This is a genomic window from Flavobacterium litorale, assembly GCF_019613795.1.
GTDB classification, from domain to species: Bacteria; Bacteroidota; Bacteroidia; order Flavobacteriales; family Flavobacteriaceae; genus Flavobacterium; species Flavobacterium litorale.
Genome location: NZ_CP080429.1, coordinates 1598749 through 1624986 on the forward strand (window position 1 = coordinate 1598749; position 26238 = coordinate 1624986).

25 protein-coding genes are annotated in these 26238 nt (G+C 36.4%); 9 read left to right on the forward strand and 16 right to left on the reverse strand.

Going from position 1 to position 26238, the window contains the following annotated elements:
* The first annotated feature begins 105 nt into the window (after window positions 1-105).
* Window positions 106-1494: a peptide-N-glycosidase F-related protein gene (locus K1I41_RS07210; protein WP_220639704.1), complete on the forward strand. Its 1389-nt coding sequence runs from the start codon at window positions 106-108 to the stop codon at window positions 1492-1494.
* A gap of 95 nt (window positions 1495-1589) precedes the next feature.
* On the opposite strand, the gene K1I41_RS07215 is transcribed toward K1I41_RS07210, so the two are convergent.
* From K1I41_RS07215 to K1I41_RS07225, 3 genes are read right to left on the reverse strand one after another with little or no spacing between them, the layout of a single operon-like run.
* A complete protein-coding gene (locus K1I41_RS07215) occupies window positions 1590-4127 on the reverse strand; it encodes a TonB-dependent receptor plug domain-containing protein (protein WP_220639705.1) in 2538 nt (845 codons plus the stop codon).
* Window positions 4124-5017 carry a FecR family protein gene (locus K1I41_RS07220; RefSeq protein ID WP_220639706.1) on the reverse strand — a complete coding sequence of 298 codons (894 nt, stop codon included), beginning with the start codon at window positions 5015-5017 and terminating at the stop codon, window positions 4124-4126. Before K1I41_RS07220 ends, K1I41_RS07215 begins: the two co-directional genes overlap by 4 nt.
* A gap of 40 nt (window positions 5018-5057) precedes the next feature.
* Window positions 5058-5579 (reverse strand): RNA polymerase sigma factor, encoded by a 522-nt coding sequence (locus K1I41_RS07225; protein ID WP_220639707.1) that lies wholly within the window; start codon window positions 5577-5579, stop codon window positions 5058-5060.
* Window positions 5580-5798: 219 nt separating this feature from the next.
* On the opposite strand from K1I41_RS07225, the gene K1I41_RS07230 reads away from it, so the two are divergent.
* Entirely contained in the window at window positions 5799-6263 is a 465-nt protein-coding gene (locus K1I41_RS07230) for a hypothetical protein (protein WP_255566897.1), read from the forward strand.
* A 596-nt stretch (window positions 6264-6859) separates the two neighbouring features.
* Here the strand turns inward: K1I41_RS07230 and K1I41_RS07235 are convergent.
* Genes K1I41_RS07235 through K1I41_RS07265 form a run of 7 tightly spaced genes read right to left on the reverse strand, consistent with a single transcriptional unit; the run spans window position 6860 to window position 11666 of the window.
* Window positions 6860-7399, reverse strand: a complete 540-nt coding sequence (locus tag K1I41_RS07235; protein ID WP_220639708.1) for a DUF6705 family protein — start codon at window positions 7397-7399, stop codon at window positions 6860-6862.
* A complete protein-coding gene (locus tag K1I41_RS07240) occupies window positions 7399-7941 on the reverse strand; it encodes a hypothetical protein (protein WP_220639709.1) in 543 nt (180 codons plus the stop codon). Before K1I41_RS07240 ends, K1I41_RS07235 begins: the two co-directional genes overlap by 1 nt.
* Window positions 7941-8483, reverse strand: a complete 543-nt coding sequence (locus tag K1I41_RS07245) for a hypothetical protein (protein WP_220639710.1) — start codon at window positions 8481-8483, stop codon at window positions 7941-7943. The genes K1I41_RS07240 and K1I41_RS07245 overlap by 1 nt, the downstream gene beginning before the upstream one ends.
* Window positions 8483-9040 carry a hypothetical protein gene (locus K1I41_RS07250; RefSeq protein WP_220639711.1) on the reverse strand — a complete coding sequence of 186 codons (558 nt, stop codon included), beginning with the start codon at window positions 9038-9040 and terminating at the stop codon, window positions 8483-8485. The genes K1I41_RS07245 and K1I41_RS07250 overlap by 1 nt, the downstream gene beginning before the upstream one ends.
* Window positions 9040-9576, reverse strand: coding sequence for a hypothetical protein (locus K1I41_RS07255; RefSeq protein ID WP_220639712.1), 537 nt, complete (start codon window positions 9574-9576; stop codon window positions 9040-9042). Before K1I41_RS07255 ends, K1I41_RS07250 begins: the two co-directional genes overlap by 1 nt.
* Window positions 9576-10118 carry a DUF6705 family protein gene (locus tag K1I41_RS07260; RefSeq protein ID WP_220639713.1) on the reverse strand — a complete coding sequence of 181 codons (543 nt, stop codon included), beginning with the start codon at window positions 10116-10118 and terminating at the stop codon, window positions 9576-9578. The genes K1I41_RS07255 and K1I41_RS07260 overlap by 1 nt, the downstream gene beginning before the upstream one ends.
* An 18-nt stretch (window positions 10119-10136) precedes the next feature.
* A complete protein-coding gene (locus K1I41_RS07265) occupies window positions 10137-11666 on the reverse strand; it encodes a hypothetical protein (RefSeq protein WP_220639714.1) in 1530 nt (509 codons plus the stop codon).
* 404 nt (window positions 11667-12070) lie between these two features.
* Between K1I41_RS07265 and ffh the strand changes: the two genes are divergently transcribed.
* Together ffh and K1I41_RS07275 are read left to right on the forward strand one after the other, a co-directional pair.
* Window positions 12071-13411 (forward strand): signal recognition particle protein, encoded by a 1341-nt coding sequence (gene ffh, locus K1I41_RS07270; RefSeq protein ID WP_220639715.1) that lies wholly within the window; start codon window positions 12071-12073, stop codon window positions 13409-13411.
* 82 nt (window positions 13412-13493) lie between these two features.
* On the forward strand, window positions 13494-14378 hold the full coding sequence (locus K1I41_RS07275) for a bifunctional 5,10-methylenetetrahydrofolate dehydrogenase/5,10-methenyltetrahydrofolate cyclohydrolase (protein ID WP_220639716.1): 885 nt from the start codon (window positions 13494-13496) through the stop codon (window positions 14376-14378).
* 61 nt (window positions 14379-14439) lie between these two features.
* Here the strand turns inward: K1I41_RS07275 and K1I41_RS07280 are convergent, their stop codons facing one another.
* Together K1I41_RS07280 and rluF are read right to left on the reverse strand one after the other, a co-directional pair.
* Entirely contained in the window at window positions 14440-14649 is a 210-nt protein-coding gene (locus tag K1I41_RS07280; protein WP_220639717.1) for a zinc ribbon domain-containing protein YjdM, read from the reverse strand.
* A 10-nt stretch (window positions 14650-14659) separates the two neighbouring features.
* On the reverse strand, window positions 14660-15460 hold the full coding sequence (rluF, locus tag K1I41_RS07285; protein ID WP_220639718.1) for a 23S rRNA pseudouridine(2604) synthase RluF: 801 nt from the start codon (window positions 15458-15460) through the stop codon (window positions 14660-14662).
* 128 nt (window positions 15461-15588) lie between these two features.
* Here rluF and K1I41_RS07290 point away from each other — a divergent pair, with 128 nt between their 5' ends.
* Entirely contained in the window at window positions 15589-17823 is a 2235-nt protein-coding gene (locus K1I41_RS07290; protein ID WP_220639719.1) for a B12-binding domain-containing radical SAM protein, read from the forward strand.
* Here K1I41_RS07290 and K1I41_RS07295 read toward each other — a convergent pair.
* Both K1I41_RS07295 and rimO read right to left on the reverse strand, forming a co-directional pair.
* Window positions 17820-18245, reverse strand: a complete 426-nt coding sequence (locus K1I41_RS07295) for a hypothetical protein (RefSeq protein WP_220639720.1) — start codon at window positions 18243-18245, stop codon at window positions 17820-17822. The two genes, K1I41_RS07290 and K1I41_RS07295, sit on opposite strands and share 4 nt — an antisense overlap.
* A gap of 73 nt (window positions 18246-18318) precedes the next feature.
* The gene (rimO, locus tag K1I41_RS07300) at window positions 18319-19638 is read right to left on the reverse strand and encodes a 30S ribosomal protein S12 methylthiotransferase RimO (RefSeq protein ID WP_220639721.1); all 1320 of its coding nucleotides are present in this window, start codon (window positions 19636-19638) and stop codon (window positions 18319-18321) included.
* A 181-nt stretch (window positions 19639-19819) separates the two neighbouring features.
* Here rimO and K1I41_RS07305 point away from each other — a divergent pair, with 181 nt between their 5' ends.
* The 4 genes from K1I41_RS07305 to K1I41_RS07320 all read left to right on the forward strand — a co-directional run bounded on the left by K1I41_RS07305 (window position 19820) and on the right by K1I41_RS07320 (window position 23034).
* A complete protein-coding gene (locus tag K1I41_RS07305) occupies window positions 19820-21439 on the forward strand; it encodes a T6SS effector amidase Tae4 family protein (RefSeq protein WP_220639722.1) in 1620 nt (539 codons plus the stop codon).
* A gap of 10 nt (window positions 21440-21449) precedes the next feature.
* Window positions 21450-21980, forward strand: a complete 531-nt coding sequence (locus tag K1I41_RS07310; RefSeq protein WP_220639723.1) for a hypothetical protein — start codon at window positions 21450-21452, stop codon at window positions 21978-21980.
* A gap of 106 nt (window positions 21981-22086) precedes the next feature.
* Window positions 22087-22494, forward strand: coding sequence for a hypothetical protein (locus K1I41_RS07315; protein ID WP_220639724.1), 408 nt, complete (start codon window positions 22087-22089; stop codon window positions 22492-22494).
* 12 nt (window positions 22495-22506) lie between these two features.
* The gene (locus K1I41_RS07320; RefSeq protein WP_220639725.1) at window positions 22507-23034 is read left to right on the forward strand and encodes a hypothetical protein; all 528 of its coding nucleotides are present in this window, start codon (window positions 22507-22509) and stop codon (window positions 23032-23034) included.
* A gap of 492 nt (window positions 23035-23526) precedes the next feature.
* Here the strand turns inward: K1I41_RS07320 and K1I41_RS07325 are convergent, their stop codons facing one another.
* Entirely contained in the window at window positions 23527-25023 is a 1497-nt protein-coding gene (locus K1I41_RS07325; protein WP_220639726.1) for an OmpP1/FadL family transporter, read from the reverse strand.
* A gap of 67 nt (window positions 25024-25090) precedes the next feature.
* Window positions 25091-26176 (reverse strand): hypothetical protein, encoded by a 1086-nt coding sequence (locus tag K1I41_RS07330; protein ID WP_220639727.1) that lies wholly within the window; start codon window positions 26174-26176, stop codon window positions 25091-25093.
* Window positions 26177-26238 lie beyond the last annotated feature (62 nt).

A 26238-nucleotide genomic window follows, 5' to 3' on the forward strand; every position in this document is an offset into this window, starting at 1 on the left:
ATTTAGAGATGTATTTGCATTTTTATTGATAATGTAATTTTGGGTAAATTATATTTAGTAATAAGTAAAAAAAGTATTAAATTGGCTGCTTAAATTGTTTACATTATGAAAAAAACACTACTCTATTTAACACTTTGTTTATCGTTTTTTGCAAGTAAAACAGCATTGGCGCAAGACCCATATACACTTACTTTGTTTGATCAAGCTGTGTATTATGGTATGTACGGAGCTACTGTAGATGAGCCTATTCCTGAAGGTACCATCAGAAACAGCAATTCATCTTATTCTAAAATGCTTACCGAGGAGCAGTTGGCTGCTTTTGGTAATAAACTTACTATGACGGTTACATTACACCCTTTGTGTGATAATTATGACAGGATTGGTAATGTGAATTTGGCATTGGTACCTAAAGGTGCAACAACGTATGAGTATAATGAGGTAGAGCGCATTGAGATAGGTCGTTTTATTACTCCTTTCATGGACATGAACGTTACCAATCCAGACTCTGTACCGTATGTGTACGAATTGGATAATTTGACATCAATTTTTCATGACGAAGCTATTACAGCGATGTACGATATATGGATAGAGCTTGAAGTATATGGCTACCAAGGTGGTCCTGGTCAGGGTGGTGCTGCGGTAGAAATACCAGGCTGTGCAGGAAGAAACGATGTATATATGGGCTCATTAGAATTTTACTCTACTTTTGATAACAGTATTGAGAATGAAGGTAACTTCCTATTGCCATTATCGTATAAATATGAATTGAAAAATTATACGTTAGAGGGTACAGATGTACTTGGCGAAACAGTAAGAACAATTGATTTTACGTTAGATGAGCCAGTAAATAACGCTAATCTTTACATTATTACGTCAAACCACGGAGCTAACGCAGGTGGTGAAGAGTATATTAGACGTAACCATTTTATTTATTTTGATGAAGAGCAAGTACTAATGTATAAGCCAGGTGGTGTTTCGTGTGGACCTTTCTTTGAGTATAATACACAGCCAAGCTGCATTTACTACGACTGTTCTACAACCCCTGCTTACCCCAGACCTCATACTGATGCTGCATGGTCTTGGAATAACTGGTGTCCAGGAGATAAAATTCCAGTTCGTAGCGTATCACTTGGTCAGCTTGAAGCAGGTGAGCACAGCTTTAGAATAGAAGTACCAGATGCACAATTTGCAGATGAGCAAGGGTATTTCCCAATGTCAGTATACATCCAGAGCGATAATCCTGCATTAAGCACCAATACTTTTGATGTTGCAACATTTAGTGTATATCCTAATCCAGTTGTAGATGTTTTAACCATAAACACTACTAGCGGAACTACGGTACAAAATGTAACGGTAACCAATACACTAGGTCAGTCAGTATACAAAGGTACTACTGCTACTGCCGACCTTTCAGAGTTACAATCGGGTATTTACATTGTAACGGCAGCCTTTACCAATGGTACAACTGCTACTCAAAAAATAGTAAAGAAATAGTTTAGTACTAAACTGTATCTCATATAAAAAAAGCCACTCGATTAGGAGTGGCTTTTTTTAGTATGTTTTATTGTTTGAGCAGAGTAGGTGCTGTTTTAAAAACTAATTTTTACTAGTGCATTGGGTGTACGGTTTAACGCAAAGGTATTAACTACCTCAATATCCTCGTTGGCATTAATACGATAGTAGCGGTTAATAATATTACTACGGTTAAATATATTGAGTACCGATAGCCCAAACTGCATACGTACTTTACTGTTTATATCCCAACGGTAGGATGCAGAAAAATCTACTTGGAAAAAATCATCTAGGTTGCTACTGTTAGGGAATTCGTATAATACCGATGGTGTACCCTCGTTATCATAAACAGGTATGTTTAGCAATGGCTCTGTTGCGGGGCGTCCAGTAAACCACCTTGAACCCAGTGCAATTTTAAAGTTTTTCCACTCGTATATCGCAGCAGAGTTGATGTTATGACTTATTTCAAAATTACTACTAAACCTGCTTGGCTCTATATCATCAAATTTATAATCGTTCTTATTCCAAGTATAGCTTAACCAAGCGTAAAAGTTTTTGTATTGTTTTTGTATTAAAAACTCGGTACCAAAAACCCTGTAACTCCCTCTGGCATCTACCTGTTCTAACTGATCCTGAAAAGCCTGCCCATAAGTAGTAATACCGTTTACACGTTTGTAAAAATTATCTACAGATATTAGCCAGCCTTTTTCTTTATAGGCAACCCCTACAGATACTTGGCTACTGTTTTGTACGGGTACATCCATATCGTTAGCTAATATCCAACGCCTGTTTTCTAAACCCAAAAAATCAGCTTGTAGCTCCACTACCTGCGATGTGGTTTGGCTTTTTAACTCTGCCAATATTTCCATTTGCCAAGCATCATCAATATGATAATTAAATTGCAATCGCGGCTCGATGTATATTGCCCTTAATTGTTCAATATAATTAAACCGTAATCCTGTACGTACATATATATCTTCCGTCTCGGGGTCGTATTCTATTTCACCAATAAAAGCATGCGTACGCAAAACCTGATTGGTTTCTCGTGTTTGTATTTCGCTATCAACAGCATCTGTATTTTCTACTTTCAGTTGGTCAAACTGATATCCCGAATGGAGTTTATACATATCGGTAAGCCTGTTGGTGTTGCTAAACTTAAAACCGTATCCCTGTATTTTATTTTCTTGTCGTACTCTTTCTTCTGTTTCTAACGATTCATCTGTACCATCTACTTCGTACAATGTACCATAAACACTAAAATTTGTACTGTGTGTATCGGTCCATTGTGTTGCCAGTCCTGCAGAGCCACCAAGTGTTTGCTGGTCCAGGCTACTAACGGTAGTTATTAGGTTAGTTGCGTTTAGTGTACCCTGCGTAAAATCGAGGTTATTGTTAATACCAATTACATGTAAATAGGCATTGTGCTTTTCGCCAAACTTTTGGTGGTATTGTCCTGTAAAATCGTAAAAGTAAAACTCTTTATCACTTTTATAGTTTACATCGGTACTGTTAGCAAGTTCGGTTACTACGGTGTTTTGAAATATTCTCTCTGAATATTCGGTATAGGTAGGAAAATCAAGAACATCGGTAAACGATCTACGTGCAGAGATTTCGAGATTGGCACTTTCAGAAACTTTTAATTTTGTATAAAAATCAGCGTTAATCATATTTGTGCCAATGCTTGTGGTACCATTTTCGATTTGTGATTTTTGTGAAGATATGTCAACAACGCTTGAAACACTTTCGCCATAAAAGGCAGAAGTACCATTTTTGGCAATTTTAATATTATAGGCAATATTGGGATTAATTGCTGATATAAGTCCGAAAAAATGTCCTGTCTGGAATAACCGAATGCCATTCCACATAAATAGGTTTTGGTCGTGGCTACCGCCCCTTACATTAATGTTGGATACAGTTTGGTCTATACTCGTTATACCTGGTAGTTGCTGCATGGCAAGTAGCACGTCGGGCTCTATAAGCCCAGGAAGTATACCGAATTTTTTTGGGGTGATTGAAAAGCTACCATCTTTCTTTTTAGAGATACCCGATGTAAGGTATCGTTCTGTAACTAACTCTTCTAACTCTAAAGGGGCTAATGACAGCTTTATGTTAATGCAATCACCCGTATATTCAGTTACTGCTATGCCAACAGGCTGGTAACCTAAATGACCTACGTATATTATTTCGGGGAGCTCCGTATTCAATTCAAAATAACCATCAACTCCCGCTACAATACTTTTAGTGTCGCTTATCTGTACGGATGCATTTTGTATAATGGTGTTAAATTCATCTGTAATATAGGCGCAAAACTTTTTCTTTTCTGCTGTGCTGTTTTTATATAGTATTATATAGTCGCCATTTTCCTTATAGCTAAGTCCCGTTCTGTTGCCTATATAAACCAGTTTTGAGCGTAGTGGTTGTGCTGTTTTTGGGGGATATATGTTATGTCCAAAAACATCTTTTTCGGTATAATTAAATTTAACGTGGTGTTGTGCCGCAATACTATCAAGCACTTGCTTTAAGGCAATACGCTGCGTTTCATCCTGCCCAAAGGTTTTGGGGGTGAAAAATACTATGGGTATAAAAAGAAGTAAACACTTTATGTTTAATCTCATTCAGAGGTTAATACGATTTTATCTCCTGCCTTTTCAAGCTTTAAATTATAAGCTGTTGTAATATTATCTAGGGCAGTATCTAAGTCATTCATTGGTAGCGGACCTGTAAACGAACTGTATTCACCTTGCTTTAAGTTTATAGTTACGTTATACTGGCGCTCCATTTCGGCAATTACATTATAAAGATCTTCATTATAGAAATTTACTTCGTAATTAATCCAGCCTGGCTGTACATCGTCTTCCAACGGAACGTTTAGATTGTTACCACCTTCAAATATAGCACTTTGTCCTGGAGTTAGCAGTATCTCTTTACCATTACTTTTTACCATTACTTTACCTTCAAAGCAAGTAACATCAAAACGGTCTTCTCGGGCTTTAACGTTAAACTGTGTACCTACTACGGTAACCGTACCTAGATTAGTTACTACATCAAATTTTTTACCTTTTGCCACTTTAAAGTAAGCCTCTCCATCAAGTTTTATAGTACGGTTATTATTCCAATTCCATGTTTTAAACGTAGCTTCAGAATCTGCATTTAGTATTACAGTTGAATTATCGGGTAACAAAAACTCAGTATGTTCTCCTAAAGTGGCACTTTGGTTGGTAGTATGTGTAGCATAAAAAAAGTAACTTACGCCTAAAGCTACTAGTAGCATAGCAGCCACTTTGGTAAACCAAGGGTTTAACGTGCGCACTTTAACTTCTTTATTTTTATTACGGGTAACGTTTTGATAGATAGCATTTATATCAGTATCAGGGGCAGATAGTGCTCCTGAATATTCTTTGATTTTACGGTATGTTTCAAAACCTGCCGATGCTTCAAACGCTCGCAATTCCTCACCGCTCATCTCTCCGTTAAGCCATTTTGCCAGTTTTACATCTTCTTTCATCTTTCTCTTTTTTTATAAAACAGTTATACTGTATTTTTCCCTACCTTATATTCTCAATTTCTTTTCGCAACTCTACCAATGCCCCATGTATTCGCTTTTCTACAGCTTTAATACTAATACCTAAAATTTCTGCTATTTCATGGTATTTTTTACCGTCTATTCGGTGCAATAAAAAAGCGGTACGTTGTGCTTCGGTAAGTCCAGCTATGGCTTTTTGCAGTTTAACTTTAAACTGCTCTTCCTCCATTAAAAACTCAGGATTCTGTTGGTCGGTATGAGTATGTATTTTCTTTTTTGCGTATTGCAATACTACTTTTTGGTGTGCAATGTGGTTAAGTGAGGTATTGTTGGCTACGGTATATAAAAACGACTTTGCTTTTTCGGGCGGTACATCGGCACAGTTTTGCCATAGCTTTATAAAAGCCTCCTGAGTAACATCATCTGCCTGTTCCTCATTACCGAATTTATAAAAAAGGTAGTTGCGAAGTGATTTTACATGATTCTTGAAAAAATCAGAAAATGTAATCTCTTCACAGATACCCGAAAGTGAAGTCTTTTTCATTTGGGAGTATAAAAGTGGGTGTTAAATTATGAATTTTTTTTTGACCTATGCAAATATGATATTTTTTAACATCTTAAATTACTGATTAGCTTACGTAGAGTATTCAGTTGAAATACAGATTTGTTAATTTGGAATTATAAATTATTTTTTTATTTAATTTTGTTTATATGTTAACTTAGTGTTATTTTAATATGATTTTAAAACTTAATAACGAATATTATGAGAGGATTAAATTTGTTTATAGCTGGGATGTTTTTATTTACATTGGTAACATCGTGTAATTCTGATGATGATAGTAATGGCATAAATAATGGAAATATAAATGCAATTACTAATGTTGTAAAAACGGGAACTTGGAAGATAACTACATTTAGTGAAAACGGGAATGATGAAACCAATAATTTTACGGGTTATAATTTTACATTTGGAGATAACAATGTGCTTACGGCTACAAATGGAGCTGATGTGCATACTGGAACATGGTCAGTAACTACGAGTAATAGTAGTAGTGACGATAATTCAGCAAATGATATTGATTTTAATATCGGTTTTGTATCGCCTCAGGAGTTTACTGACCTTTCTGATGACTGGGATATTATAGAATATTCATCTGGAGTTATCAAATTAATTGATGTGAGTGGGGGTAACGGGGGTACGGATTATTTGACTTTCGAGAAAAATTAAAATAAAAAAGGTCGGATTTCTGGCTTTTTTTATGCTTAATAATGTTAAAATTTTGTTAACAAGGTAGGGTTCTCTTGCTTATAGCTGTTTCACTTTACACACTAGGTACTTTAACTTGTACACTGAAACCAATAAAACAACTACTTTACAGTAGTTTACGATATATGAAAAAGAAATGTTGATTTCTTATCCCTAGAAAGAAAAACCAACTGTAACGGTTGGTTTTACTGGGGGGTACTAAAATTTCACTCCTTTTTTGAAACGATTAATTGAATACTGTTACTACCTTACCGAAGAGCAATCCATAAGCTATGCGGTATAGTTATCCGCTTCGGTAAGGAATACAGTAGTTGTGTACAGCTTTTTCTGTACCACTAATATGTATAAGTTGTGTTTTTTTTAAATATTCAGGTTTTTTCCAAGAAAAAAGCCGACTCATTTCCCAGAGTCGGTTTTTTCATTTCATTTGTAGTACTTAATTAACGCCACAAAAATACTTGTATTTGAAAATCAATTATTTACTTCTATTAGTATTACGAAGAAATAATACCTGCCTATTCTACTGTTATTACCCATTACTATTTTACAGCCTATCATCAATCCAAATTAATCTCGTCCGATACTTTGGTAAGTATAACATCAGTAGGAATACTAAAACCTTCTATAAAATTAACCCTAATTCCCGATTCTTCCTCTATTTTCCAAGTTGCTTTTACAGGGCAATTAGTACAATTACTATCGCTATTAATTTTCATACGTAATATTCCATCTTTGAAATCTTCTGGATTGTTTTCGATGGTATTATCATGTAATAAACCCGAAATACCACTACCCAAGTGGAATCGTCCGTAAATTGTAGGGGGAAATACAAAGCCATCATCGTATACTTTTCTGGAATTTAAAATAGTAGCTCCAATAGTTCCATTGTTGTATTCTACTTTTTTATAATACCCTCTAAATTTACCGTCATCTTCTTTCCATAGGCTTACGACGAATAGTTCATTTCCATCTTGGTAATGCCATGTACCCTCGTAGGGCGATGCTATCGTAAATTGTGCCTTTATTTCGTTAGTACCGCATAGGGTAAGAGTAAGCAGTAAGGATATTTTATATATGTTTTTTATAAAGTCTGTCATCAATCCAAATCAATTTCATCCGATACTTTGGTAAGTACAACATCAGTAGGGATACTAAAACCAGGTATAAAAATACCATCAATTCTAAGTCCCGATTCTTCCTCTATTTTCCAAGTTGCTGTTACAGGGCAATTAGTGCAATTGCTATCGCTATTAATTTCCATATGTAGATTACCACGTTTAAAATCTCTGGGATTATTTTGTATAGTATTGTCATATATAAAACCGTAGATTCCACTTCCTGAATACAAATCTGCAGAAACTGTTGGAGGGAACATCGTTACTCCATATAATTCTCTAGAGTTGAATATGGTATTTCCAATCGTTCCATTGTTGTATTCTGTTTTCTTATAGTAGCCTTTAAATTTACCATTTTGTTCTTGCCATAAGCTCACAATAAACAACTCGTTACCATCTTGGTAGTGCCATGTGCCCTCGTAGGGCGATGCTATAGTAAATTGTGCCTTTATTTCGTTAGTACCGCATAGGGTAAGAGTAAGCAGTAAGGATATTTTATATATGTTTTTTATAAAGTCTGCCATCAATCCAAATCAATTTCATCCGATACTTTGGTAAGTACAACATCAGTAGGGATACTAAAACCAGGTATAAAAATACCATCAATTCTAAGTCCTGGTCTTTCTTCTACTTTCCATGTAGCGGTTGTAGGGCAGTTGGTACAATTACTAGTAATTTTCATTCGAAAACGCCCACTCTTATAATCTTCAGGGTTATTTTCAATTGTATTATCATGAATCGAACCACTGAGAGTACCCGTTATTAAATTAAAATTCCCAAAAATAATGGTATCGAATTTAAACCCGTTATTATATGTTTTATTGGAATTAAAAATAGTAGCCCCAATAGTCCCATTACTATATTCTGTTTTTTTATAATGTCCGTTAAAGGTGCCATTTTGTTCTTTCCATAAGCTTACTATAAATAATTCGTTCCCGTCTTGGTAATGCCATGTACCCTCGTAGGGCGATTCTATCGTAAATTGTGCCTTTATTTCGTTAGTACCGCATAGGGTAAGAGTAAGCAGTAAGGATATTTTATATATGTTTTTTATAAAGTCTGCCATCAATCCAAATCAATTTCATCCGATACTTTAGTAAGTATAATATCGGTAGGGATACTATAACCAAGTACATAATCAACTCTAAGTCCCGAAGTTTCTTCTACTTTCCATGTTGCGGTTACAGGGCAGTTGGTACAATTTGTATCGCTATTAATTTGCATACGAAAGCGTCCACCTTTAAAATCTTCAGCATTATTTTGAATAGTATTATCACGGATTGAGCCCGAAAGACCGTATAAGTTATGAAAACTTCCAAAAATTACAGGAGGAAACACAAAACCATGAATGTTTACTTTTCTGGAATTGAAAATAGTAGCTCCAATAATACCGTTGTTGTGTTCTACTTTTTTATAATACCCTCTAAATTTACCGTCATCTTCTTTCCATAGGCTTACGACGAATAACTCGTTGCCGTCTATATAATGCCAGGTGCCTTCGTAGGGTGATGAAGGTGCTGAAGGATTTACGGGTACAAACTGCGCCAGTACTACATTACTGTTACACAATAAAAAAGTGATTATTAAGCATATTTTATATGTATTTTTTATAAAGTCTGCCATCAATCCAAATCAATTTCATCCGATACTTTAGTAAGTATGACATCGGTAGGGATACTATAACCAGGCACATAATTGACCCTAAGTCCCGAAGTTTCTTCTACTTTCCATGTAGCTGTTATAGGGCAGTTGGTACAACTGCTAGTAATTTGCATTTGATATCTTCCTCTTTTAAAATTCTCGTCAGGATTATTTACTATAGTGTTATCATTAACGGTGCCTGAAATACCACTTTCCAAATAGAAATTTCCAGAAATTACAGGAGGAAATATTGCACCATTACTATATACTTTTCTGGAATTTAAAATAGTAGCTCCAATAGTTCCATTGTTGTATTCTACTTTTTTATAATACCCTCTAAATTTACCGTCATCTTCTTTCCATAGGCTTACGACGAATAGTTCATTTCCATCTTGGTAATGCCATGTACCCTCGTAGGGCGATGCTATCGTAAATTGTGCCTTTATTTCGTTAGTACCGCATAGGGTAAGAGTAAGCAGTAAGGATATTTTATATATGTTTTTTATAAAGTCTATCATCAATCCAAATCAATTTCATCCGATACTTTAGTAAGTACAACATCAGTAGGGATACTAAAACCAGATATAAAACCTTCAATTCTAAGTCCTGGAACTTCCTCTATTTTCCATATTGCTGTTACAGGGCAATTTGTACAGTTACTGTTGATTTGAATTTGTAACCTTCCATCTTTACAATCATATAAATTATTATCTAAAGTATTATCACATATTACACCAGACACACCAGTCGCTGAATTAAAATCTCCATAAATTACAGGAGGGAATACAAAGCCATCATTATATACTTTTCTCGAATTTAGTATAGTAGCCCCAATGGTTCCATTGTTATATTCTACTTTTTTGTAATGACCCCTGAAGTCGCCGCTATCTTCTTTCCATAGACTGACTATGAATAATTCATTACCATCTTGGTAATGCCATGTACCCTCGTAGGGTGATGAAGGTGTTGATGGGTTTATAGGCACAAACTGCGCCATTACTACATTACTGTTGCACAACAAAAAAGTGATTATTAAGTATATTTTATATATATTTTTCATAAGTATTTAGTTTAGTTGTTAGTCGCAATTGGTACGGCGTATAGTACCGTTACTTTTTAAGGATACCTGTGTAAAGTTCTGGAAAGTAGCATCGGTTTCAAATAAGGTTACTCCCATTTTAGCTTCTTTTAAAAAAGTTAAAAACTGTATTAAAACTGCAGTATTATTGGTAACAGTTTCTTTTATCAATCTCTGTTCACTGTCAAAATATTTTTTTCTCAGTTTATAAGCATTTTCACTGCTATTTCGATATTTATTTTTATTTTCCAACGACAATGTACCAAGGTTATTAAGCCTGTGATAGAAAAACTCTTTAAATTTAACTATATTACTAATAGTTAATGCATAATGGGTGCCTTTTTCAGTACTTAGGGTAGCTACAAAGATACCCGTATTTATTTTGTCCTTTGCCAATAATTTAGCAATTGCCTCAAAATCGGCAAACGAAAATACCGATAATTTACCTACATTATGGGTATGGCTTACCACCGTATACCCATTAGGGAAAGCAGAGGTTGCTGGTGGTATAGGGGCAGTAATTTCGGGCGCAGGTGTAAAGTTCATAACAATACCGTAATAATTTAGTCCCACACCGTTTTCGTTTACAGGGTCATTAACGGTTCCTGCTAAGTTAACTACTTCTTGCCTAAAATTACCGCTATCCAAAGCATTTTTTACCTTATCACATTCTCTAAAGTTCGGAATTACAATTTTAGGTTTTGTTAGTACGGGGTGGTAGGGGTTACCACTACTAGGGCCGCTACCCCCGCTAATGCCTGGTAGTTCAGAAACGGGTCCGTTCGGTATGGGGTATGGGGTATTAAATACAGGTATGTATACGCCACCCGCACCGCCAGGGTGGTTACCCTCTGTTAACGAATAGTCAGTATATTCTTCAGGGCACGGCATTTTTACCCATTTGGGCATCCATGTAGATGCTTCTCGTTGCCCTGGTATATTACTATACGTAATAACCCTAACATATGTTAATCGGTAACACTCACCATTAACTACAACAATTTCGCCAGGTGTACCACTTTTGGCGCGTATTACAGCAGCCGTATCAAATTGTGGTAAGGTTTCTATTGTTGCCTTCCCGTCCAAATCAACAAACTCATCATTTACAATTTTATCAATCTCTTCTGGGGTTAGTGTGTACTTAGCCAAGTACGCCCTATACTCCCTGTACGGTTCCCAGTTTAATACCAAATTCTCTATAGTAGGGGCATAGGTACTATCGCGTAGTATACTAAAAGTAAGCGAGTGGTAATTGTTATCCATAGTTGTAAGTACTATATCCGTAGTATCTACACTAAAATCGTACCGTACGTTGTACACCGATTTTTTTCTACCCTCTTGCTTTAAACTTTGTAGTGCCGCCATTGCTTTGGGCATGGCTTGCAACTCTTTGTAGCTAATGGTTTTTGTGGTAATTCCGTTAGCCGAAGCATTTTGGTTGTTCATGTAAACATCGTCGTGTTCACAGCCAGTTATAGCCAGTATTGCAAATAGCAGTAGGTACAATAACTTTAGTTGGGCTTTGTGCATAAAATAGTTTTTTGGTTAACAATAGTAAAAATGTTTATTACAGCATTGGGGGTACACTATAATTGTATATATAAAGAGTGCTTTACACGTAAAAAGGTTGGGAACAACGCTACATTTAATGTATTAAGTGTATAACAGGTTGTTTTTGGAGTACAGTGTAATTTTTTAGTTTTTTCATGATAGTAATTGTTTAGCAGGTACAATAACGGAATTATAATTGTATATAGTATATTTTTTTTGCTTAAAGAGGATACATTTAACAATAAGTTAATGTTATTTATAATTGTAAAGATTTTTAATTTGTGGTGTATTTCAAGTACTTTTTGCTTTTTATTACTATAGCCACCTAACTTAAAAATCAAATTATTAAATTTGCAATTCTATAAAAGAAATCCTCGATTTTTATGTTCGATAATTTAAGTGATAAATTAGATAAAGCCTTACACCTATTAAAGGGTCATGGTAAAATAACCGAAGTAAACGTAGCCGATACGCTAAAAGAAGTACGCCGTGCATTACTTGATGCCGATGTTAACTTTAAAATAGCCAAAGAGTTTACCAATACCGTAAAAGAAAAAGCGCTGGGGCAGGATGTACTTACTACATTACAGCCAGGGCAACTTATGGTAAAACTAGTAAAAGACGAGCTTACCGAGCTTATGGGAGGCGATGCTGCGGGCATCAACCTATCGGGCAATCCGTCGGTAATACTAATGTCAGGTTTACAAGGTTCGGGTAAAACCACCTTTTCGGGTAAACTGGCTAATTTCCTTAAAACCAAAAAAACAAAAAAGCCTTTATTAGTAGCTTGCGATATTTACCGTCCTGCTGCAATTAACCAGTTGCATGTAGTAGGAGAGCAAATAGGTGTAGAAGTATACTCCGAAGAGGGGAATAAAAACCCTGTTGAGATTGCCCAAAATGCCATAAAGCATGCCAAGGCAAATGGTTTTAATGTTGTAATTGTCGATACAGCAGGTCGTTTAGCCGTTGATGAGCAAATGATGACCGAAATTGCCAATGTACACAAAGCAATTCAGCCCCAAGAAACCTTATTTGTAGTAGATGCCATGACGGGGCAAGATGCTGTAAATACAGCTAAAGCCTTTAATGATAGATTGAATTTTGATGGTGTTATCCTTACTAAATTAGATGGTGATACACGCGGTGGTGCAGCAATATCTATTAAATCGGTAGTTAATAAACCTATTAAGTTTATTGGTACAGGTGAAAAGATGGAAGCCATTGATGTATTTTACCCCAACCGTATGGCCGACCGTATTTTGGGAATGGGAGATGTTGTTTCGCTTGTAGAAAGGGCACAGGAGCAGTACGATGAAGATGAGGCACGAAAACTGCAAAAGAAAATTGCCAAAAATGAGTTTGGTTTCGACGATTTTTTATCGCAAATACAACAGGTTAAAAAAATGGGTAACATGAAAGACCTTGTTGGCATGATACCTGGTGCAGGAAAAGCAATGAAAGATGTGGAGATTGAAGACGATGCTTTTAAACATATAGAAGCCATTATACACTCCATGACGCCAGATGAGCGTAGTAAACCATCGGTACTGGATGCAAAACGTAAAAACCGTATTGCAAAAGGCTCGGGCACATCCATACAGCAAGTAAACCAGTTGCTAAAGCAGTTTAACCAGATGAGCAAAATGATGAAGATGATGCAGGGTGGAGGTGCTAAAAACATGATGCGAATGATGGGCGGTATGAAAGGCATGCGACAATAATGAGAAAACACACTATAAAGGACGCGGTTAACCGCGTCTTTTTTAATTAATAGCTATTCTAAAATTAAAACACACAACACACATGCAATTATTAGATGGTAAAAAAACCTCCAACGATATTAAAAATGAAATCGCTGCAGAGGTAACCAAAATGAAACAGAATAACGAAAAAGTGCCGCACCTTGCTGCTGTAATAGTGGGTAACGACGGTGCTAGCCTTACGTACGTAGGTAGTAAAGTAAAAGCCTGCGAACGCGTAGGATTTGAGTCCACACTCATAAAAATGCCAAGTACAACATCCGAGATGGAACTCTTAAAGAAAATAGAAGAGCTAAACCAAAATGATGATATAGATGGTTTTATTGTACAGTTACCCTTGCCCGAACAAATAGATACGCAAAAAGTACTAATGGCTATTGACCCCAGTAAAGATGTGGATGGTTTCCACCCCGAAAACTTTGGGAAAATGGCACTGGATATGACAACCTTTATCCCTGCTACACCCTTTGGTATTTTAGAGCTTTTAGAGCGTTACGATGTGCAAACCGCAGGTAAACACACCGTTGTTATAGGGCGTAGCCACATTGTAGGTAGGCCCATGAGCATATTAATGGGGCGTAAAGGATTTCCTGGTAACAGTACCGTTACCCTAACGCATAGCCATACCAAAAACATAAATCAAATTACCACACAAGCCGATATTATAATTACAGCATTAGGAGTACCTAATTATTTAAAAGCAGAGATGATTAAAGATGATGCCGTAATTATTGATGTGGGTATAACACGTGTTGCTGACGATACTACTGATAAAGGGTACAGAATAACGGGCGATGTAGATTTTGAAAATGTAAGTAAAAAAGCATCGTTTATAACGCCAGTACCTGGTGGGGTAGGACCCATGACAATTGCAATGCTACTAAAAAATACATTACTAGCAAGAGAGCAACGTAAGTATAAAAAATAGATTCAGGAATTTACTACATATAAAAATCCCCAAACGTTTATACCGTTTGGGGATTTTGGTTTTATGCCTTCTTAACGAATTCCGTTCGTAAAACCATTGCTGTTTTGTTTACGCGGCAATCAATTTCGGCAGGATCGTCCGTAAGGCGAATGTTTTTTACCGATGTACCTCTTTTTATAACAGAAGATGTCCCTTTTACCTTTAAATCTTTAATTACCGTTACCGTATCGCCATCGTTAAGAATGTTTCCGTTACTATCTTTTACTTCCATGTGTATTGTGTTAATTGCTATTTCTGTTGTTGTTTCTACTGTTCCGAGTGTTTCGTGGTCGGTTCGTTTGTGCTTTAGGTAAGCTAGCTTCTTCGGTTTTACTACTTGGTGCAATTAAGGCATTAAGCTCTTTAATTTCAGTAGCCGTAAGGTCGCGGTAACGCCCCACAGGAACATCAAGCGATATATTAATAATACGAATACGCTTTAGCCCCGTAACCTCATAGCCCAAATATTCGCACATACGCCTAATCTGTCGGTTAAGCCCTTGTGTAAGTACAATCCTAAAAATGTACTTACTAATTTGCTCTACTTTACATTTTCGCGTCACAGTGTCCAATATAGGAATGCCGTTACCCATACGCTGAATAAACCTATCTGTAATAGGCTTATTTACCGTTACAACATATTCCTTTTCGTGGTTGTTACGCGCGCGGAGTATTTTATTTACAATATCGCCATCGTCCGTCATAAAAATTAAACCCTCGCTAGCTTTGTCCAGCCTACCAATGGGGAAAATCCGCTTCGGATAATTAATATAATCTACAATATTATTTTTAACATCAAGGTTGGTAGTACACTCTATACCTACAGGTTTATTAAAAGCGAGATAGGTTCGCTTACCCGTTTTTTCTCGGATGAGTTTACCGTCAATTCGTACTTCATCATCAATAGTTACTTTAGTACCCATTTCAGGGACTACACCATTTATGGTAACACGACCTTCCTCTACCAGCTTGTCAGCTTCCCTACGGGAGCAATAACCCGTTTCCGATATAAATTTGTTCAGTCGTTTCAATTCTTGTTCCATACTACAAAAATAGAATAAATTAACGATTTTCAGAATGCTTCTCACAGGCTATCTAACCTGCAACTTTATGTGTTTATCCTAAATCACAAAAATATGCCCTACTTTTACAATCTTAATTAAGATACACTTTGAGCACCAAACTTTTTTTAATAACGCCACCTTTTACACAACTTAATACACCCTATCCTGCAACGGCATATTTAAAAGGGTTTTTAAATACCAAAGGCATGGCAGCATCCCAAGCCGATTTGGGAATTGATGTTATTATAAAACTGTTCTCGAAACAAGGGCTTACGGATCTTTTCAATTATATAGAATTGAACTCCCCGCTCCTTTGGAGAGGGGCAGGGGGAGAGGCTAAACTCGGAACCCCAAACTCGGAACGAATCATTGCGCTTAAAGACGAGTATATTAAAACAATCGATTCGGTTATTTTATTCTTACAGGGCAAGAATCCAACATTGTCACACCTTATTTGTCAGGAAGATTTTTTGCCCGAAGCATCACGCTTTGCACAATTGGATGAATTGGATTGGGCTTTTGGTACTATGGGTACGCAAGACAGGGCAAAGCACCTTGCTACATTGTACCTTGAAGACATTTCGGATTTGATTGTGGAGTGCGTTGACCCACATTTTGGCTTTAGCCGTTATGCCGAACGGTTGGGGCGTTCTGCCAATTCGTTTGACGAATTGTATGAGAGTTTACAACAGCCCTATACCTATATTGATGAGTTGTTGCTTGAATTATTACATAAACGATTGGTTACAGAAAAACCCGATTTGGTTTGTTTTTCGGTGCCATTTCCTGGCAACCTGTACGCTGCTTTTAGGAGCGCGCAATACATAAAGCAGCATTTCCCTAATGTAAAGATTGCTATGGGGGGCGGTTTCCCAAATACTGAGTTACGGTCGTTAAGTGATGTGCGCGTAATGGAGTTTTTCGATTTTATTACATTGGATGATGGCGAAGCACCAATAGAATGCTTAGTAGACTATATTGAGGGCAAGAGGGAACTTAGTCGCCTGAAGCGTACTTTTATCTTACAGGATAATAAAGTAACGTATATAGATAATTTGGGTAAACCTGATTATAAACAGGCACAGGTAGGCACACCCGATTATACAGGGTTGCCGTTGGATAGTTATATTTCGGTTATAGAGATTGTAAACCCCATGCACCGTATGTGGAGCGATGGGCGCTGGAATAAACTAACGATGGCACATGGCTGTTATTGGGGCAAATGTACGTTTTGCGATATATCGTTAGATTATATAAAAATTTACGAGCCTGTTACTGCTAAGTTGTTGGTAGACCGTATGGAAGAATTAACCCTACAAACAGGGCAAAATGGGTTTCATTTTGTAGACGAGGCTGCACCGCCTGCTTTAATGCGTGAGGTAGCTTTGGAGATATTGCGACGCAACCTAGCAGTAACATGGTGGACAAATATTCGGTTTGAAAAAAGTTTTACTGCCGACCTTTGCCGATTGCTTAAAGCATCGGGTTGCATTGCTGTTTCGGGTGGGCTTGAAGTGGCATCGGACCGTTTGTTAAATTTAATACAAAAGGGAGTAACCGTAGCACAAGTAGCACGCGTAACCCGAAATTTTACCGAAGAAGGTATTATGGTGCATGCCTACCTAATGTATGGTTTCCCGACACAAACAGCACAGGAAACAATAGATTCGTTAGAGATGGTACGCCAAATGTTTGAGGTAGGTGTATTACAATCAGGGTTTTGGCATCAGTTTGCCGTGACGGCACATAGCCCCGTAGGACTATATCCTGAAAAATTTGGCGTACTAAAGGAAAATGATGCTATAGGTAGTTTTGCGAACAACGATATTGTACATATTGACGAAAAGGGCACTAATCACGATAAGTTTAGTTTTGGGCTAAAAAAATCGTTATTTAACTATATGCACGGTATCTGTTTCGATTATTCGTTGCAAGAGTGGTTCGATTTTAAAGTGCCACGCACTAAAGTATCGCCCAGTTATATTTACGATGCCTTACACGAAGAAAATACGTTTACTGTAAAACCACCTACAGCTAAATTAATATGGATGGGAGGTAAGCCTACTGTTTCGCGATTTATTAAAACAAAAAAGGGAAATAAGTACGAAGTGGCTGAATTAACGTTTCATGACAAAAAAGAATCGTATACCATTCAAATACAGCAACAGCAAGAAGAATGGCTTGTACAGTTTTTAAACGATGCAGCTAGTACTACCAAAGGTGTAGTAACTTTTGCAAAGGTAAAACAAAGTTATGAAGCACTAGGTTTAGATGACTTTGAACTGTTTTGGTATAGCAAACCTATTAATACGTTACGCGATTATGGTTTGCTAGTACTTTAAAACTTCCTATCAGCAATCATTTTCTGATACTTTTTAGTTTGTTCTTCATTTAAAAGTTTAAGTATCTCTTCATCTATTTCTTTAGTAATCTCTTTTACCTTTTCAATTTTTGCATCTTTAGGAATATCCTGTTCAGCTACCCCAAATATCTTTTCCTTATTATCGTTATAAATTACCGTTACGGCTGCCTCCTGAAAATCGTCTAGGTTTAATTTTTTGTCAAGTTGCTTTACAGTAGCTTCAATAATATCAATCTTATTTTTCTTTGCATCTTTATTTTTAGTTCGGGGTGCATTTCTTTGGCGTGCTATACTACGGTCTACACCTGCACCTGTATTATACGGGTCATGAAATTGTGCTTGTACTTCGGTAGCTCCCAAAAGGAAAATAAAAACGGCTAGGATATTTTTTATAGTTTTCATAAATGTAAGCGTGTTATACAGTAATCAAATTTACAATAAAAATGCCAAAGTAATTTTTAATATACATACTGCTTTATGCAGTAACAGGAATACCATACAAGTCGAACTCTGTAGCATCGGTAATTTTAATGTTTACAAATTCGCCTGTTTTTAAGTATATTTCGGTAGCATCTATTAATACTTCGTTATCAACATCAGGACTATCAAACTCGGTACGCCCTACAAAATGGTTGCCTTCTTTTCTGTCGATAATACAACGGAAAGTTGCACCGATCTTTTCCTGATTCAGTTCCCAAGATATTTGCGATTGCAATTCCATAATCTCGTTAGCACGTTGCTGCTTAACTTCGGCAGGAACATCATCTTCTAAATTATAGGCATGTGTATTTTCTTCGTGCGAATACGTAAAGCAACCCAAACGCTCAAATCGCATCTCCTCAACCCATTTTTTTAGGGTTTGAAAATCTTCTTCCGTTTCGCCAGGGTAGCCTACTATTAACGTAGTACGTATTGCCATTTCTGGAACAGCAGCTCTAAATTGCTTTAGTAGTTTTGTGGTTTTTTCTTGGGTAGTACCGCGGCGCATCGATTTTAAAACACTATCGGCAATATGTTGTAGCGGAATATCAATATAGTTGCATATTTTTGGCTCACGGTTCATTACATCCAATACATCCATTGGGAAACCTGTAGGGAATGCATAATGTAGGCGTATCCACTCAATACCTTCTACCTTAGCTAAATTTTCTAATAATTCGGCAAGGTTGCGTTTTTTGTATAAATCTAAACCGTAGTAAGTAAGGTCTTGCGCTATAAGTATAAGCTCTTTAACCCCATTACGTGCTAGTCCTTCAGCCTCTTTAACCAGTTTTTCTATAGGTTGCGATACGTGTTTGCCACGCATTAACGGTATAGCACAAAAACTACAAGGGCGGTCGCACCCCTCGGCAATTTTTAAGTAGGCGTAATTTTTAGGTGTAGTTGTTAGGCGTTCGCCAAGTAACTCGTGCTTATAGTCGGCGCCTAATGCTTTAAGTAAATGAGGTAACTCTGTAGTGCCAAAATATTGGTCAATATTCGGGATTTCTCGTTCCAAATCGGGTTTATAACGTTCAGATAGGCATCCTGTTACAAATACTTTATCTACAATACCTTGCTCTTTTTTATCGGCATAATTCAATATCATGTTTACCGATTCCTCCTTTGCATTATCAATAAAACCACAAGTGTTTATTACCACGATGTTCCCTTCCTCTTCGGCAGGTGCTTCGTGTGTAACATCTTTACCACTTGCTTTTAGCTGTCCCATTAATACTTCGCTATCGTACACATTTTTGGAACATCCTAAGGTAATTACATTGATTTTATTCTTCTTTAACGTTTTGGTTCTCATGTAGTTGAAAATTGGAGTGCAAAATTACGCTTTTTATTGATAATGAGTGGTATATGTGCGTTAAAGTTTGAAGCGTTGTAGTATTTTAAAAATTATAATTAACGATTTCATAATCAAATAAAAATAATAGTATTCAAATTTTACTGTTATAATTGTTGTAAATCCAAACAATTATTAAATTATGAATAATTATTTGAAACAGATTTCTGTTTTAGCGTTATTGTGTTGTTCGTTTTTGTTTATTTCCTGTGAAACAGAAGAGACCATAACAACTGAGACAGTTCCTACTGAACAGGCACAGCCTGCCCTGGTGACCATTGATGAGGTTTTATCCAAAATTAATAGTTCTGAAATTAAAAATACTATAAAAAACCTTACTAATCCGAATTTGAAATCTAGACTTAACGATTTTGAAAACGCTGAATATTTTGAAAAGGTTGGTGTTAAAGATAAGTTCCATCAATACACACTGTATTTAAATGGGTATACTCCAGACCGCCCGTACTTTTTGTACTATATTATTACTGTTGATATTGATTTAAAGGAAAAATCTGGTTTTTTAAAATATATTCCAGATCAGCCCATTTCAGTTCTCGATGCTACTAAATTTTCAGGTAAATTAAAGCTTTTAAATAACGATATGGATTTTCAGGCTGAGATAGTTTTTAATCAGGGGCAAGCAGTTCCTATGGTAATAGGTACTACAATATGTGTAGAGAATGTAATTGTAAATGTACACAATTGTAGTAATGGTGGTGAGCATGCTCCTGGCGAATCGTGTGCACCTGGTTATGTAAACGATGCCTACTATTCCTTAGTGGATATCGTAGAAACCTGTTGGACAGAATTTGATTATACTAGTCCTGGTACTTTTATAGGCGGTGGTGGTGGATCAAGCATGTCAAACATAGATCGTTTTAACAACCGACTGACAGCACAACAAACAGCCTTTTTAAACGCTAACCCAACGGTTAAAAATATCATCTACGATTTTATTGAGCATACAGCCATACTCTCTTCCGCTACATTAATGGTAGATTTAGGTATGCGTGATGTGAGTTTGTTAACACCGCTTCTAAACCATTTAAAGGATAAGAATTTCTCTCAAAATAGTACCAGATTTGTGAGCTGGGCTGTAGATTATTTAATCGATAATCCTAACGTTACGGCACTACAATTTGATAACTGGTTTATGGGAGAAGTTGAGGGTGTAGAAAGCACAGAGCCTTATGTTGATGGTTACTGGGATAATCCTAATTTAATTATACCTCAACAGCAATTACCTACTAAAGCTGCTTTTTTAGCAGCATATCCTCAAATGCCAACCTCTCAACTTTGCAGTTTAATTGGTGGCGATGTGCTAACACTATATAATGCTATTATTGCTACTGGAAAGCCCATGAATAGTTGTACAGTACGCTTGTCTAGAGCATTAAATTATTCAGGTATTAACATTCCAAATATACCAGGTAAAACAAAGCTAGGTGGTGATGGTAACTATTATTTTACTTTTGCTTCAGATATTACTGCATGGATGATCTTTACTTTTGGTATCAGTAACAGTTCGGGGGGATTAATTCCTTATAATAGTAACCACATGTATTTGGATGATGGAGGTGCTAATGGTACGAATTTTGTTACTCAACTTGAGAATACTACGGGTATTTACGCTATGCAGCCAATCAGTGTTGAAGCGTTTCAAGCATCAGGTCACTGTGATGCACTCGTAGATGGTTTATGTCTTACCAATTTTTGTTTTTTTGGTAATGCTTTCGCTATTCATGTGTGGGTTCTAAATTGATATTTTTGATATGAGAGTTTATTTAATTATTGTGCTATTATTTTTTGTAAGCTATGCAGATGCTCAAAAAATTATAGAGAGAAAGTTTCAAGATACAGTTTCAGGAATGTATTATACTGAAGTAAGTAGGCAGTATAAATGGTTAGTGCCTGTAAAAGATGTATTTTTTGTTGTAGATACTTTAAATCAGGAAGAAACAATAGTGGCAGTTAAGGAATTTATAAAGAAAGAAGATATTGATGATATGGTTTTTTATTTTTTACAACTTCCAGCTAATATGACTATAGAAGCCAAAGAAAAAGCCTTTGATAATATTTCAAATGATTTATTAAGTAGAAAGAAAATGGTTGAATCTGACTTTTACGCCATAGTACAAGAAGATATTACTGATATATACAGAACGAAAGTAGAGGAAGAATGGAAAACGAGGAGATTTGGTTATCCGCGACCTCTTCGCGATACTTTAGTGAGTAATAGAATAGGTGATTTACTTAAATTTATTGTTGAGAAAGATAAAATTCCACCTGGCTATTATGATTAGGGGGTTACAAGTATTTATAGAAAAAGTTTATCATCAAATGAAATATTTGAAAATAATAAGTAGTTATTAATTGGTTGGTACATGTTTGGTTATTAAATTAAACAATATGAGAAAATGTCTAACCTTTATATTTACTATCGTTATTTTCTTAGGTTGTTGTAAGCCAAAATATCAGAAATTTGATTATAACAAATCGACTAATCCATGGATTGATGCTTTTAAAGATCGTGCTTTTATAGCTTGCCTTAGAGAGAGTTACCAAATTGATGACACCATTTTTAAGTTAATACAAAAAAGAGATGCCTTTAACCCTTATGACGGCTTAGATTTAGAAGCAATCAAAACAGCAAATAAACTAGGTACAAATATTGCAAAAAATATACCTGAACCTTCTATGTGTGAAGGTTGCGACGAAGGCGTAAATTACTATATGGCAACATGCTTGCATTACTATAAAAGTAGCGAACTTGACTCTCTTGCAAAAATGGAGTATGAACGCTATTTGAAACAGTAATTTAAAAATACCATGAAAACATTTATTTATACTTATATACTCTTGTTATTGTCGAAATCACTTTTTTCACAAGAGTTCTACCATAATAAAATAGTAGAAGAAAAATCAGGTATTGAATTCACGGAGATTAAGCGTAAGAATAATAGAATTATCCCTGTTAAAAGCGTTTTTTTTATTGTTGATACTATAAATCAGGATGATAAAATACTAGCAGTTAAGAAATTGATTGCCGAAGAAAATATGGGTAATGCCGTTTTCTATTTTGCAAAATTTCCTGAAAATAAGTCTATCTCTATTGCGCAGAAAGAGAAGCTTTTTAAGGATATAGTTTTAAATTTTTTGGGGAGAATGAAAATGTTAGAATCACAACTCTACATTGTTTCGACAAGTGATTTCACTAACGAATATAATAGATACAGTGATAATAACGAAGTAAGAGGGTTTGATTACGCTAACCCTATCAGAGATATTTTGCTTGATGCAGATATTGAGCAAATTCTTGAGTTTATAAATGAGAAACACAAACTATCGCCTGGCTAGTATGATTAGGGGGTTAGAAGAGTTTATCATCAAATGAAATATTTAAAAATAATAACGCTACTTTCTTTTCTATTAATTGTAGTACCTAACGAAAAGTTTGAACTTATTAATGGAGGACTAATTTTTTTAGGATTGATAAATATCTTTAATCCTGATGTAATGAATATAAGCAACTTCTTATTTCTACTGATTACTTTATTAGTTTTACTATTGATGTTTAATAAAAACAAGTATTTACTCGCTTTTGGCTATGTCTTGTCTTTCGCTTGGTTAGCTCCTAATATCAATATGGCTAACTTTAATAAAAGCTCACTTTTTATAATTTCGCTTTCAGTGTATTTGGCTCTAGTATTAATCGTTTTATATAAGCAATTTTTTAAATCTAACTTAAACCATAAAGTATAAAATAGATTGAAAAAGCCATTCCCAAATCAGGAATGGCTTTTGTGAAAATTGTTCCAATTTAGTAATATAGTTAAAATGAATTAATAATTATAAATCCAATGTGTATGATAGTGTTACGTTATTGTTCGTGGTTTCTATACGAGCATTATCGGTAAGCCCTGCGTTAAAAAACTGTGTATCCATATCGCGCTGAAACCATGTATAGGCAAGGTCGATTCTTGAGTTGCCAAAGGCAAGGCCTATACCCCCAGAATAGCTGGTTAAGTCGCCCACCGTTGTACCATTTTTATACGGACTTTCGGAGTAACGATAACCGCCACGCATACTAAAATTTTTAATACGATATTCTGCACCAACGCGTAGTTCGCCTGCAACATCTAGCGTGTTACTAAGTTCGGCGTTAATAGCCTCGTAACCATTGCTTGTAAATTCTGTATTGCTGTGGTCTCTAATAGAATAATCTACACTTAGTAACCCTGTTTTTCCAAACACGTATGCTAAACTACCCGTCCATTTAGAGGGCGTTTTTAACGAATAGTCATCCATAATAAACGTTATAAAAGGGTTTACTACGAAGTTATCTTGGGTTCCTCCTCCACAATCGGGGCAGAACGACGATATGTTTTGGCGTATTTCGTCCTGTAGTCGCAACCATGTAGGCGATTCATAGGCTACACCAGCACGTAGCTCTTCAGTTATTTTAACTATCGTTCCTAAATTAAACGATACTCCACCGCCGTAAGTATAACGTTCGTTATTAAAACGAATGCCATTTAACCCTGTGGGAGTGTTTGCATCTTCGTAAAAGCTGCTTGTGCGGATATAATCGGTAAAGTGTACATTAATGTTAGCACCTACGTACACACGCTTTTTAAGCTGTGCGCCAAAGTTAAGAGCTACTTTGCCGTGGAACCCTGTAGTATTTACAAAATCTTCTTGATAATAATTGCTTGCTGCGGGGTTATAATTGGATACGTAGGTAGTATTATTCGGAGTATCTATAGCTGGGTTAATAATGTAGGTGTTATAACCTAGATAGGCTTGTTGCTCTCTAAAATTAAGTTGTTCAAAGTTATTATTGTTTAGTGTGCCTAGCGGTACACCATTAGCATAATTTATGAAGTAGCTATCTATCGAATTATTAGGATTTGTACCTCTCGTAAAAGTTCGGTTATCAAAATCTTTAATATTATCGTAGTTAAAACCAAGTGTAAACTTGTTCATAAAAGCCTCTTCGTTGCTATTATTAAAAACAAAAATAGCTCCCATTTGGTTTAGGTCAAACGCAGTATCATTACGTTTTGCCTGCGTACCAAAGTAGGTAGATGTATTACTTAGGTTGTAGTTGGACATTGATAGTGTACCCGAATTATAATTGAATATGGCAGCACCTGCTGGGTTAACCATTATTGCCGAAGGGTCGCCCCCTAATGCACCAAAAGCACCACCCATAGCACGAAAGCGTGCTGTACCATTTAAATCGTCCATTCCATACCGAACAGCATCTGCTGGTGAGTTCATATCTCTTTGGGCGTACGTAGTTACTGCTGCTAGGCTTAATGCACCTAATAGTATATTTTTCATAACCTTGTTTTTTGTTTTTAAACCCTATGTTAAGTTAATGGTATAGGATAGTAACTATAGTGGTGTTTTAACCTCTTCTTCCACCACCACCGCGAGAGCCTCCGCGTGATCCGCCAGATCTTCCTCCGCCAAAACCACCTGATCGTCTAGATGGGCTAACAGAACTTCTTCTGGACGGAGAGCTGCTTCTCGAACTTCTGGATGGCGAGTAACTCCGGTTATTACTTCGCGTTCGGGAAGAATTGTTATAGTTACCTCTGCTACTATTACTTCTGGAACTATTATTATATCGAGACGTTCCACGTGTTCTTGTTGCTCGTGTATTGGTTGCTCTTCTTGAGCTATTTGCTGTAGTACCTCTTCTGGAACTATAGTTGGTGTTTCTTCTGCCCGAGTTGTAATTTGCGCTTCTAGCAGAGTTTCTTCCGTTGTTATAGTAAGCATTTCTACCACCTGTATAGTAACCCGTGTTTCTGCCGCCTCTGTTACCATTGTAAAAATTGTTCCAACCATTACCGTAGTAGGGGGTGTACCAGTTGTTCCAACCCCAACCGCCGTTCCAGCCCCAGTTGTTCCAACCAGAACCCCAGCCCCAATTATTCCAACCCCAGCCGCCGCCCCAGCCCCAGTTGTTCCAGCCAAGACCAACGCCCCAGCCCCAACCGCCGTTCCAGCCCCAGTTATTCCAACCAGGACCCCAGCCCCAATTGTTCCAACCGCCGCCACCCCAGCCAGCGTAAACATTAACATTTACGTTATCGGGGTTTTCACCCCAACCAGGGTTACCATTGCTATACACGGTATAACTGCCGTTATCTTGGGTTTGTATTGCGCCAGCGTCGTCATCGTACGAGCTGTAATCTTCTACATCAGTAAAAGCCGTTGCAGGATATTGGTTTTGTAATGAATTAAAGTAAGCCTTATAATTCATGTTTTGTCCCGACACATCGCCATCGCGGTATTCGGTAACATTACCATCATTATAAGTATATATAGGTTCGTCGTTACTATCGTGAGGTACAGAACCATATATACCATCGGTATCATAAGATGAATTATTTTTGTAAGAACTGCACGAGGTTATAGTGAGCCCTAATATACCCAGTATCGAGTATATGGAGATTTGTTTTAGGCTGTAGTAATTAGTTTTCATATCTCTGCATTTTTTTATTGTTGGGCTTTCCAAAATGGTTATTTTTGCCAAACGATTTCTAC

Excerpts from the sequence above, each read along its gene's own strand:
- K1I41_RS07210 (WP_220639704.1), top strand. The coding sequence starts at position 106 with ATGAAAAAAACACTACTCTATTTAACACTTTGTTTATCGTTTTTTGCA.
- K1I41_RS07215 (WP_220639705.1), bottom strand. The coding sequence starts at position 4,127 with ATGAGATTAAACATAAAGTGTTTACTTCTTTTTATACCCATAGTATTT.
- K1I41_RS07220 (WP_220639706.1), bottom strand. The coding sequence starts at position 5,017 with ATGAAAGAAGATGTAAAACTGGCAAAATGGCTTAACGGAGAGATGAGC.
- K1I41_RS07225 (WP_220639707.1), bottom strand. The coding sequence starts at position 5,579 with ATGAAAAAGACTTCACTTTCGGGTATCTGTGAAGAGATTACATTTTCT.
- K1I41_RS07230 (WP_255566897.1), top strand. The coding sequence starts at position 5,799 with ATGAGAGGATTAAATTTGTTTATAGCTGGGATGTTTTTATTTACATTG.
- K1I41_RS07235 (WP_220639708.1), bottom strand. The coding sequence starts at position 7,399 with ATGACAGACTTTATAAAAAACATATATAAAATATCCTTACTGCTTACT.
- K1I41_RS07240 (WP_220639709.1), bottom strand. The coding sequence starts at position 7,941 with ATGGCAGACTTTATAAAAAACATATATAAAATATCCTTACTGCTTACT.
- K1I41_RS07245 (WP_220639710.1), bottom strand. The coding sequence starts at position 8,483 with ATGGCAGACTTTATAAAAAACATATATAAAATATCCTTACTGCTTACT.
- K1I41_RS07250 (WP_220639711.1), bottom strand. The coding sequence starts at position 9,040 with ATGGCAGACTTTATAAAAAATACATATAAAATATGCTTAATAATCACT.
- K1I41_RS07255 (WP_220639712.1), bottom strand. The coding sequence starts at position 9,576 with ATGATAGACTTTATAAAAAACATATATAAAATATCCTTACTGCTTACT.
- K1I41_RS07260 (WP_220639713.1), bottom strand. The coding sequence starts at position 10,118 with ATGAAAAATATATATAAAATATACTTAATAATCACTTTTTTGTTGTGC.
- K1I41_RS07265 (WP_220639714.1), bottom strand. The coding sequence starts at position 11,666 with ATGCACAAAGCCCAACTAAAGTTATTGTACCTACTGCTATTTGCAATA.
- ffh (WP_220639715.1), top strand. The coding sequence starts at position 12,071 with ATGTTCGATAATTTAAGTGATAAATTAGATAAAGCCTTACACCTATTA.
- K1I41_RS07275 (WP_220639716.1), top strand. The coding sequence starts at position 13,494 with ATGCAATTATTAGATGGTAAAAAAACCTCCAACGATATTAAAAATGAA.
- K1I41_RS07280 (WP_220639717.1), bottom strand. The coding sequence starts at position 14,649 with ATGGAAGTAAAAGATAGTAACGGAAACATTCTTAACGATGGCGATACG.
- rluF (WP_220639718.1), bottom strand. The coding sequence starts at position 15,460 with ATGGAACAAGAATTGAAACGACTGAACAAATTTATATCGGAAACGGGT.
- K1I41_RS07295 (WP_220639720.1), bottom strand. The coding sequence starts at position 18,245 with ATGAAAACTATAAAAAATATCCTAGCCGTTTTTATTTTCCTTTTGGGA.
- rimO (WP_220639721.1), bottom strand. The coding sequence starts at position 19,638 with ATGAGAACCAAAACGTTAAAGAAGAATAAAATCAATGTAATTACCTTA.
- K1I41_RS07305 (WP_220639722.1), top strand. The coding sequence starts at position 19,820 with ATGAATAATTATTTGAAACAGATTTCTGTTTTAGCGTTATTGTGTTGT.
- K1I41_RS07310 (WP_220639723.1), top strand. The coding sequence starts at position 21,450 with ATGAGAGTTTATTTAATTATTGTGCTATTATTTTTTGTAAGCTATGCA.
- K1I41_RS07315 (WP_220639724.1), top strand. The coding sequence starts at position 22,087 with ATGAGAAAATGTCTAACCTTTATATTTACTATCGTTATTTTCTTAGGT.
- K1I41_RS07320 (WP_220639725.1), top strand. The coding sequence starts at position 22,507 with ATGAAAACATTTATTTATACTTATATACTCTTGTTATTGTCGAAATCA.
- K1I41_RS07325 (WP_220639726.1), bottom strand. The coding sequence starts at position 25,023 with ATGAAAAATATACTATTAGGTGCATTAAGCCTAGCAGCAGTAACTACG.
- K1I41_RS07330 (WP_220639727.1), bottom strand. The coding sequence starts at position 26,176 with ATGAAAACTAATTACTACAGCCTAAAACAAATCTCCATATACTCGATA.